Genomic DNA, 10583 nt, shown 5'->3' on the forward strand with positions numbered 1-10583 from the left:
TTTAGTTACTTGCTCTACACCATTAATATAAATAGTTAAAGAACCATATGTTCCTGAATCTGCCGCATCTGCATCATATACTGTGACGATATGGCTCCAAGAATCTGTTGCTAATGGTGATGATGTAACGGCCTCTGTGGATTGATTTTCTCCATCGATAACACCACCATATATTTTAAACTTAACGACACCCTCATCGTCATCAGAGCTTTCTATGTAAGTTTTGAATCCTAAATAGTTACTGGTATTAGCGTAATCAATTAAAGATACATCGCTCGCAATCTCACGGCTTGAAAGATTTATAACCGCTTCTAAAGTAAATGAGCCTGTAATTTGATCTGCACCAGAGCCTTCTGTGCTTGTGTAAGATAAATATGCATAAGGTTCTGAGCTTTCTTCTTCAAAAACTGAACTACCTTGAGCAAGATTTAGCGCCATATTTTCAGCTGAAGTTGCACCTGCTGTGTTTGATATTACATTTGTATCATTACCTGACCCTTTAAGTGGAGTGGTTGCTGAACCGCTGTTAGCATATGATCCTGACGTAAAACTAAATTCATCCAGTGCAGTAGGGAAATCTCCTGCTTCCTCTTCATTCTCTTCATCTGCTTCAGACCCTGCAATAACCGCTTGTAATCCACTATAAACATCGCCATCACCATCAAGTGATTCGCCAACGATATAACCTGATTCGAAGTCATCTTCAAAGACGGTCGTTACCATGGCTGTATCAGAATAAATTACAATATTGTCAACAATTGAGGTTTTAGCTGCTACTTTAGTATTTGACCCAAGTTTAACGCCGAAGTAGGCAACACCCGATGCAGTAGTATTGTTATAATCACCCGTATAAATCTCTGTATTATTTAAAGATAGGGCGTACTGATTCGTTGTCGCATCCCAAGTTATTTTGAAATTGTTTGTATCACCTAATGTGTGCTTCACTGTTAATGTGTTAGAAGCCGAACCTGCAACTCTCGTCACAATTCTGCCATCAGACTTTAAAATTACGTCAGCAACCATGTTTGATGTGGAATTAGTCGAGTCATATAGACCAATTGAGAAGTCTTGATCTTGACCCGTTGGATAAATCACATCAATACTTATAGCGCCACTAGTAAGTTCATTGGTAAGATTATCAACAATGCTATATTTCAAGAAACCCGCACCATCATCTGAAATACTTAGTGTATCTGTAATTGCTGCATAAAGGTTTGCCCCACTTTCACCATTACCTTCATTACCTTCACTAGCTTCGCCATTATCAGCAATAGTAGAGCCTTTGAACTTTAGATCTTCACCACAACCAAAAACTAAAGCTGCACTTAAGGTAACGGCTGCTATTTTAGATAATTTGAGTTTTTTTCCATTTTTATTGATGTTCATATTTAATCCTTTAAATCATTTAATATTATTTTTAACCTGCTTATTGTTCGATAATTAGACTAGAGGGGCAATTTTTCCTTATTGATAAAATGATCTCGCTCTCATTAGTCGCTTTTTATCAGCGGTAAAGTCGATCTATACAGCATTTCTCATTCTCTATTTGTATGTTTAATAGGGTGGGTTTTAGGCATTTTAAATTGTTAATAATTTTTTAAGTTAGTTTTTATAACTAATTATTTCAAAAAAACTTTACGAATTATTTTATTTTTATTGTTTATATTCATTTGCTTATGAGTATATTTTTTATTTTCATTCAAATAAATAGAAAAATTGAGCTATTTTCCCTTTATTCATCATTTATCGTTTTGTATTAATAATTGTTCGGGTGAATGGAGTTAAAGGTGGGGTAATAGATATCAGTAATTATTTTAGTTATCGGTTATCGACTATCGGTTATGGATGAGGCTGATGGTGCTCAGCTATATTGATAAAAGTTATGTTTAAAAAAGTAAAAATGAATAAGAATTCAACTGAACATTACTTAATCTCTATCTTCATTTTTTCTCTAACTTCTAATATTTTTAACTGGTTACACAATTCAGCCCGACATACGTGGTTAAGCCCTTTTTAAAGCCGAATAGTTTTTAGTGAGATAGTGCGAATATTTAAAGTGCTAGATAGCTGCTATCAATAGAGATTGGGGGCATATTCTTGAGGTGTGTGTTGAGGTATGTATTAAGGTGTAACATTAATGAATGATAATAAAACGGTATCGATTAAAATAAAATTGTATAGATACCGTTTTAATTTATAAGTTTTTTAACTCATGCCTATGAAGTATAACCATGAACTATGTGTTTAACGCATGGTAACGAATTCTTCTGAGCCAGTAGGGTGTATTGCAACGACACTATCAAAATCTGCTTTAGTCGCGCCCATCTTCATTGCAACAGAAAAGCCTTGTATCATTTCATCAACCGCAAAACCGATGCCGTGTAAGCCAACAACAACTTCATTTTCTCCTGCGCAAACTAGTTTCATTTTACAAGGTTGACGATGTTGAGTGACGGCTGTGTACATAGCAGTAAAGCCTGACTGGTAAACTTTCACATTTTTCTGGCCATATTGTTCAATGGCTTGTTGCTCGGTTAGCCCAATAGTACCAATCGGTGGATGACTAAATACCACTGTTGGAATTAAATCATAATCCATTTTTGCTTCGGGTTTGTTGTTAAATAAACGCTCGGATAATTGACGCCCAGCTTTTACTGCAACAGGTGTTAATTCAACGCCGCCTTCCATGATATCTCCGACACAGTAAATGCCAGGAATATTAGTTTCTTGGTATTGGTCAACTTTAATGTATCCAGCAGCATTAGTTTCAACGCCAGTTACTTCAAGGTTAAGCGTGTCAGTAGCAGGGTGTCGACCAATCGCCCAAATTAAAGTATCTACATTGTGGCTTTGACCATTTTCTAGTTCAAGTGTCAGGCTACCATCTGCTTCTTTGGTGATCTGTTTTGGCGTAGAGTGGGTATGTAATGTAGGGCCTTCAGCTGCCATTACTTCAACTAAGGTATCAACAATAAGCGGATCAAAACTGCGTAATGGTGATTCTTTACGTACAAAAAGGTGTGTTTCTGTGCCTAATGCACTTAATACACCAGCTATTTCAACGGCAATGTAACCTGCACCAACAACGGCTACGCGTTTAGGTTGTTCGGTAATATCAAAAAAGCCATTAGAATCAATACCTAGCTCAGCACCTGGTACATTAGGAATGCTAGGACGGCCACCAGTTGCAATAGTAATATGTTTGGCAGTAATTTTTTCACCATTAACTTCAACGGTGTTTTTATCTACAAAAGTAGCAAAGCCTTTAATGACTTCTATTTTATTATTACCTAATACACGGTCATAAGACTCATGGATACGACCAATATAAGCTTGACGATTTTCAACCATTTTAGCCCAATTAAAGCCTTTTACATCAAGATCAAAGCCGTAATCAGCAGAATATAAGTTAATGGCTTCAGCGACTTGTGCGCCATGCCACATGACTTTTTTCGGTACACAACCAACATTGACACAGGTGCCACCTAAATCTTTAGCTTCAATTATCGCTACTTTTGCACCATACATTGAAGCGCGATTAGCTGAAGCAATACCGCCACTGCCGCCACCGATACAGATGTAATCAAAATCGAATTGTTTGTTGCTCATGGAGTACCTCATTAATTGTTCAGGAGTAATATGGTTAGGTAGTAAGACTTATTTTATTACCTTTTTATGAATAGTAAGTTACAGCATTGCAGCAAAAAACTATACCGCTTGTATTGAATTTTGCGTTTTATTACTTGAATTCAAGAAGCAAACTTTTGTATCTTCAACGTGTATTGCTAGTCCTGATGGTAAATTACTTTTGACTTAAAAAGAAAAATAACCACGAATCACTGTGCTTGATGAAGAATATGAAGAGAGAATGTTATTTGAACCTAAGAAAAATGAGTTTATGATTTTCATTTTTTAGCGTTAACTTCTTTCCCTTCGTGACTTCGTGGTTAAATTACTTTTTACCTCAATTTTTTTGTTCTTTATAACTTACTTATTAACTTGCTTATTAAATTCTTTGTTAAATTGATGGTAAATTGCTTTAATTTAAAAATTAACCCTCAGTAACTGTTTGATAAGCCCATGTTAGCCAAGGGGTTAAAGCTGCTAAATCGCTTTGCTCGACGGTGCTACCACACCAGATACGTAACCCACTTGGTGCATCTTTATAAGCCCCAATATCAAAAGCAACTTCTTGGTCGGCAAGTAACTTAATAAACTGTTTCAACTGCTTATCAGATAAATCTACCGAGAAACAGACACTAGTATTAGAGCGAATGCTCTCTTTTTCTGCTAAAAAATGAATCCATTCATGGGTCGCTACAAATTCACTTAATACGGCTAAATTCGCTTGAGACTTTTTAATGCAAGCATCAACACCACCAATCGATTTAACCCAGTTTAATGCATCTTGATAATCTGCTACGCATAACATGGATGGAGTATTAATGGTCGCGCCTGTGAAGATGCCATCAATTAACTTTCCACCTGCTGTCATTCTAAATATCTTAGGTAATGGCCAACTCGGAGTGTAACTTTCTAAACGTTCAACAGCACGAGGGCTTAAAATAATTACACCATGAGCTCCTTCACCGCCTAATACTTTTTGCCAGCTAAAGGTCGTTACATCTAATTTTTCCCAGGGCATTTCCATTGCAAATACAGCAGAAGTTGCATCACATATAGTTAAACCTTCTCGTGCATCGCTAATAAAGTCTGCATTATCAACCTTGACACCTGAAGTGGTGCCGTTCCAAGTAAAGATGCAATCATTTTCAGCTTTCACTTGGCTTAAATCAGGCAACTGTCCGTAATCTGCTTTAATTTCATTTACGTTTTCTAGCTTTAGTTGTTTAGTGATATCTGCATACCAACCTTGTCCAAAAGACTCCCAGTAACAAATGTCCACTGCTCGAGGACCTAGCATCGACCACATGATCATTTCCATTGCACCAGTGTCTGATGCTGGCACAATCCCTACACGATAGCCTGCTGGTAAGTTTAATAGCTCAGCAGTATCGGTGATCACTTGCTGTAAGGCCTTTTTTCCAATATCGGAGCGATGTGAGCGGCCTAGTGTTGACTGGTCTAATTTCCCTAGGTCATATCCTGGTCTTTTAGCGCAAGGCCCTGAAGAGAAGTTAGGAGTGACGGGTTTAATCAGTGGTTTGGTGCTCATGTCGTTAGGTCCTTTTAAAGAAAATATCTTGAAGGCTATAAAAAGTAATGCTATTTGTTGAAGCTGTACAGTATTATTTTCGTTAATGTTTATTTAATGACCGCTGAAGTGAAATAATAAGGTAGGTGCTTATGCGCTGTTTGATGAAGGCTTGGCATGATAATGAATACGCAATAAAAAGTGGCAATAAAAAACTAGTTGATAAAGCAAACTGGTAATCAAGATCAAGCCCAAGATCTATTACAAGATACCTTCATCAAAGCCCTGCAACACAAACAAGTATTTTGTACTATTGACGATGCAAAAAGCTGGCTATAAAAACGGTGTTGCAACTGCTGAAGTATTAGAAAAAATAGCGACCGCGATGGGCGTTGCGATTAAAGTATAAAAATCATGTGTTTACAAGAAATTATGGAAGCGGGAGTGATCACTACACCTGCTATTTCCATTGATGGTAAGTTAGTACATTCTGGTTCTGTTCCTGATCAGAACACGACGGCAGCTTTTTTGAGTTAAATTAATAGCAACGCTTGTTATGTTGATTGCTTTAAAGGTTAAGTATTTTAATTATTGATTGTTTTACAGTCAGTTGGTTGATATTCATGAAAAATTACTTTACTTTAAAATTTGCTTAGGTATTATCCGTCTCGTCTGCAGGGGTGTAGTTCCAACGGCAGAACGACGGATTCCAAATCCGTATGTTGGGAGTTCGAATCTCTCCACCCCTGCCACATTTTAAAGCCTCGACTTATGTTGAACTGACCCCCAATAGTTGGACATTTTAGTTAGGCGGCTTGTAAGGCCTGGATTCGATACTCTATCGGAGTCAGGCCTTTTAATTTGACCTTTATCCTTTTTTTATTGTAATACTCGATATATTCGTCGAGCTTTTCTATCAGTTCATCGGCATCTTTGAAGTTTTGCCTATGATACATTTCTGTTTTTAATAATCCAAAAAAGTTTTCAGCTACTGCATTATCTAAGCAATTCCCTTTTCTGGACATACTTTGTGTAAGCCCACAATCTGCAAGCTGTTTTTGGTATGCTTTGTGCCGATACTGCCAGCCTTGATCGCTATGTACGATGGGTTTTGAGTTCTTGCTCAAATTATCGAGAGCATCTTTCAACATATCTGTGACTAATGGTAAACGAGCATTTTTAGCGATCTTATAAGCAATTACTTCTTGGGTAAATAGGTCAACAACTGGTGACAAATAGACTCTCTGATCTTTAACCTTAAATTCAGTTACATCGGTTACCCATTTTTCATCTGGTCTTGTTGCTTTAAAGTCTCGCTTAAGAACATTAGGTGCTGTTTTCCCTACACCTCCCTTATAAGAGCTGTATTTTTTGGGTCTTACTGTCGATTTTAAGTTTAATTGCGCCATCAGTCTTTGTACCGTCTTATGGTTTAGCATAACTCCTTGCCTTCTAAGCGCTAGGTGAATACGACGATAGCCATAACGGCCTTTATGCTCATGGTAAATCGTCTTAATAAGATCTAATTCAAGACTATAAGCATCCATTTTTTTGCCTGCGTTAACTTGATAATAAAACACACTCTTTGCTAAGTGAGTGGCTTGAAGGAGGTGCTTCAAAGCATGCTTATCTTTGAGAGCTAAAACAACTAACGCTTTTTCTTTATTTGACGGCGTTTTGTCTGTTCCAGCTCTTCTAACTTTTTTAAAACAGCATTCTCTGCTCGTAGATAAGCAAGCTCTTCTTTTAGTTCTTCAAGTGTCATTTCATTATTTGGCTTTGCAGGAGTATTTGGTTGTGGTTTCATAGGAGGTCTCCCGAGTGAGGAACATTCAAGTCCTCTAAGCCCTGCCTCATTATATGTTTTTAGCCATACAGAAAGAGAGCCGGGTGAAGACAAATTTAATACAGCACTAGTGTGAGTGAGCGACCAGTCATTTGTCCACATTAATTTTAATGCTTGAAGTTTTGTTTTTGCATTACAACCATGAGAAGTAGGTAAGAATGCGTTTGTCCCATGAATTGCGAAAACCGAAGTCCAATATCGAATCTGTCGAGAGGATATTGTAAATTCATTTGCTAGTTTCCTAGATGACTTACCACCTAGGCATTCTTTTGCGATGATGAGTTTTAACTCACGACTATATTTGGACATAAAAAAAGACCCTCAGTAATTGGTTGTCCAACTATTGGGGGTCAGTTCATGTCGGGGCTTTTTCATTTCTAGTTTTGCTATTTCTTTTGTTACTCATTTAATAAACATGTTCCCCTAAAAAGCGAAGCTATAAGAAACAGTAAAGATCGTTGCGCTATAATTACTTGATTTATATTCAGATGGAATATCAAATAGATTTGAAGCATCATTGACTTGCACCTGCATTACTTCTGCTTTTAATGCACTCAAAGGGGTAAAGTGGTAAGAGGTGCCTAGTGCGATTGAAAACTGATCATAGCCTTGATAAAAGTCCGCTAAAATATGTTGCGATGTATTAATCTGCTGCGTTTGCATGTTGCTAAAAATGCCATTAGGTATCTGATTATTATCTATTTTTGTGTAGGTATTTAAGGTGTCATTTTCGGTTTTTATTTGAGAATAAAATAGGTAAGGGGTCCACTTATTGATTTTTTTTCGTAATGATATGTATCCAGAGAGAGTATTAAGACCAATATCAAGATCATTATTTTTTCTTAATATTATCTCAGTGGCTAATCTAAAATCATTACCTAGGTGTATATCGGCCCCTAAATTAAAAATAAACATATCATAGCTACTTACCGCAACTGCGCCATCATTGGGATCATTATTATAAAATCCGATATCAGGTGTTATCGCTTTGTATCCAACTTCCTTAAGCCATAGGCTAGCACCATCATTTTTGATAGTGGCCATATGCAATCCCGCTAGGTAAGTGTTTTCTGTTGTCTTATAGGTAATCGATGTACCGATCAGATCCATTGTTACTTTATTATAAGTTGCACCTGTGGAGTATGAGTTATCAAGGTCATCACCAATATAATATCGCCACTTATGTTTTGCTCTACCTGCATAGGCATCAATAATAAGCTCACTATTAGCAAATGCATAAGTATTGCTAATTGAAGCTCCTAATACGTTATAAACAGGTGATTTTGAATCAAATTCGGCAGGTAGACGAGCATAATCATAGGTGACGCCCACGTCTCGATTTACGGAATTAAGATAACCTGGAATAGGTAACATGCCTAAATTAATCACCCATTCATTGTTAGGGCGATAAGATAAAAAAGCCCATGTCAGGGCTGGAGCAATACCTTTTTCCTGTGATCTATCTGCTGCTAATTTAGCTTGCATTGTTGCAGTCAATTTAGGTGAAAATTGTATGTCTAGTTGCCCCGCAAGAAGGCTATCTCGTGAAAATATCCCTTCATTATCAATATATTGCATATATGAATAAGGTTTATCTGATATTGCATAACCTACTGTCCCAAAAGCTGAGAATGTATAATTAATTGCTGCACTGGCATTGCCATGAAACAAGATTGCAATACTGATTGCTAATAGTATTTTTATCAACAAAATCCACTCCAATTGGATGTATAATTTAAGTCCGTTTTATTACTTCAAATATGCTTTAACTTTTCGTTTTCATTATCTGTTCTAGTTATCTGTTTTGATTTTTAGTTTTCTGAACGCATTCATTGCCGCATTGAGTCGCGACTGTTGATTTTTTGATTAACACTTAGAATTTTTTCAATAGTTTAAATGAGTTAGCTCTCAATATCACTGTTTACTAATGATTTTTATATCCTTAGGAAGTGTGAGTAGGTTGGTATCGATATAACCAATTGCGCCGGGAGTCTCGATAATAAAATCAAGTGCTGAGGTGACCGATAAGAACTCTTTCGGAGGCGTTCCTTTACCAATGAAGCGTCTTACTGTCCAATAAGCTGCGTATTTATCTTCATCTTGGGATAAATATTTTTGTAAAAAACGTGCTCTTAATGGATTTGATGGATCTTGGTTAATAGGAATGACCGAAATACCATTGATTTCAATTATTTTACCCGTATAAAGTCGACTGATAATACGCGCATCAAGATCTGTAATATCCGTTTGATAGGAAGTAATCATGACAACTTCTGCCTTAACGGAGATAGATATCACAAAGGTTAATAGCAGGGAGATAAGTGTGAAGTGTTTATTTTTCATACATTCTCCCTAAAAAGCAAAACTATAAGAAATTGAAAACACAGTCGCACTATAATCCTGGGAGGCATTGCCTGAAGGAATATCGAAAAGACTAGAGGATTTATTGACTTGTACCATCATTATTTCAGCTTTCAATATATTAACAGGCGTAAACTGATATGACGTCCCTATCGCAATAGAAAACTGGTCAAAAGCTTCAAAGGTATCAGCAATAACGTGTTGTAAAGCGTTAATATTGTTAGAGAAAGGTATAAATTCAGGTACTTGGTTATTATTAATTTGGGAATGTTTTTTCAAATCTGCACTGTTTGTTTTGATTTGAGAATAGAAAATATAAGGCGTCCAGTTATTAATTTTTTTCTTTAATGACACATAGCCTGAGATGCTATTAAGCCCTGTTTCTAAGTCATCTGAATTCCTCACTGCCAATTCCGAGGCTAATCTAACACCATCACCAAGGTAGATATCTGCACCAATATTGGCGATATATAAATCAAAACTGTCGACTGTTAAAGTGCCGCTACCTTCATCTGTATTATAATAACCAGAACCTAGAATAGCATCAGAATAACCTACATTTGCATCCCATGAATTGCCATTTCTTTTCTTTATTCTTGCTCTGTGTAAACCTGCTAAATAGACATTGTCGGTGGTTTTGTAAGTGATTGATGCACCTATTACTTCAACATCTACTTTATAATAATCAGCTCCTTGATTGATGCTGTTTTCAATACTCTCTCCGATATAATATCGATAACTCGCTTTAGTTTTACCTGCGTAGGCATCAACAATAATTTCACTATCGGTAAGAGTGAAAGTTTTATTAATTGAAGCCCCTATAAAGTTATAAACAGGAGATACTGAATCAAATTCGCTAGGGAGGCGAGCATAGTCATAGGAAATACCTAGATCTCTATTTACCGAGTTTAAGTAGCCAGGGATCTGTAGTTTTCCTAATCGAATTAGCCAGTCATTGTTTGGTCGATAAGATAAAAAAGCCCATGTAATACTTGGCTCAACACCATTTTCTTGTGAGTTATCTGCTGCTAATTTTGCTTGTATTGTTGCACTAAATTTAGGATTAAATTTAATGTCTAGTTGTCCCGCAATCAAACTGTCCTTAGCAAAGGAACCTTCATTATCTATATGTTGTACATATTTAAAAGGCTGGTCTGAAATGGCATAACCCAATGTGCCAAAGCCTGAAAAATCATAACTTATTTCAGCTTTAACAGAGGG

General features: G+C 36.6%; 8 protein-coding genes, 1 tRNA gene and 1 pseudogene. 2 read left to right on the forward strand and 8 right to left on the reverse strand.

What is annotated here, in order from left to right:
* From MT391_RS19995 to MT391_RS20005, 3 genes are all read right to left on the reverse strand, one after another.
* Positions 1-1386: LamG-like jellyroll fold domain-containing protein (locus tag MT391_RS19995; protein WP_499499795.1), on the reverse strand; the 1386-nt coding region annotated here is incomplete at its 3' end.
* 858 nt (positions 1387-2244) lie between these two features.
* Entirely contained in the window at positions 2245-3609 is a 1365-nt protein-coding gene (gene gorA, locus MT391_RS20000) for a glutathione-disulfide reductase (protein ID WP_166371715.1), read from the reverse strand.
* A 442-nt stretch (positions 3610-4051) separates the two neighbouring features.
* Positions 4052-5176, reverse strand: coding sequence for a phosphoserine transaminase (locus MT391_RS20005; protein ID WP_499499797.1), 1125 nt, complete (start codon positions 5174-5176; stop codon positions 4052-4054).
* 393 nt (positions 5177-5569) lie between these two features.
* On the opposite strand from MT391_RS20005, the gene MT391_RS20010 reads away from it, so the two are divergent.
* Positions 5570-5692, forward strand: a complete 123-nt coding sequence (locus MT391_RS20010) for a thioredoxin family protein (RefSeq protein ID WP_499499799.1) — start codon at positions 5570-5572, stop codon at positions 5690-5692.
* A gap of 139 nt (positions 5693-5831) precedes the next feature.
* A tRNA-Trp gene (locus MT391_RS20015) sits at positions 5832-5907 on the forward strand.
* A 54-nt stretch (positions 5908-5961) separates the two neighbouring features.
* Here the strand turns inward: MT391_RS20015 and MT391_RS20020 are convergent.
* The 5 genes and pseudogenes from MT391_RS20020 to MT391_RS20040 form a co-directional block, all read right to left on the reverse strand.
* A pseudogene (locus MT391_RS20020) lies at positions 5962-6807 on the reverse strand (IS3 family transposase); the annotation flags it as partial.
* On the reverse strand, positions 6804-7310 hold the full coding sequence (locus MT391_RS20025) for a helix-turn-helix domain-containing protein (RefSeq protein ID WP_166370789.1): 507 nt from the start codon (positions 7308-7310) through the stop codon (positions 6804-6806). The pseudogene MT391_RS20020 and the gene MT391_RS20025, both read right to left, overlap by 4 nt.
* 114 nt (positions 7311-7424) lie before the next feature.
* Entirely contained in the window at positions 7425-8711 is a 1287-nt protein-coding gene (locus MT391_RS20030) for a hypothetical protein (RefSeq protein WP_499499801.1), read from the reverse strand.
* A 204-nt stretch (positions 8712-8915) separates the two neighbouring features.
* Positions 8916-9344, reverse strand: coding sequence for a hypothetical protein (locus MT391_RS20035; protein WP_499499803.1), 429 nt, complete (start codon positions 9342-9344; stop codon positions 8916-8918).
* Between the two features lie 9 nt (positions 9345-9353).
* A partial coding sequence (locus MT391_RS20040; protein ID WP_499499805.1) for a hypothetical protein occupies positions 9354-10583 on the reverse strand: 1230 nt, incomplete at its 5' end.

It is taken from the genome of Vibrio sp. 1-Bac 57, assembly GCF_037546855.1.
Taxonomy (GTDB): domain Bacteria; phylum Pseudomonadota; class Gammaproteobacteria; order Enterobacterales; family Psychromonadaceae; genus Psychromonas.

Excerpts from the sequence above, each read along its gene's own strand:
- gorA (WP_166371715.1), bottom strand. The coding sequence starts at position 3,609 with ATGAGCAACAAACAATTCGATTTTGATTACATCTGTATCGGTGGCGGC.
- MT391_RS20005 (WP_499499797.1), bottom strand. The coding sequence starts at position 5,176 with ATGAGCACCAAACCACTGATTAAACCCGTCACTCCTAACTTCTCTTCA.
- MT391_RS20010 (WP_499499799.1), top strand. The coding sequence starts at position 5,570 with ATGTGTTTACAAGAAATTATGGAAGCGGGAGTGATCACTACACCTGCT.
- MT391_RS20025 (WP_166370789.1), bottom strand. The coding sequence starts at position 7,310 with ATGTCCAAATATAGTCGTGAGTTAAAACTCATCATCGCAAAAGAATGC.
- MT391_RS20035 (WP_499499803.1), bottom strand. The coding sequence starts at position 9,344 with ATGAAAAATAAACACTTCACACTTATCTCCCTGCTATTAACCTTTGTG.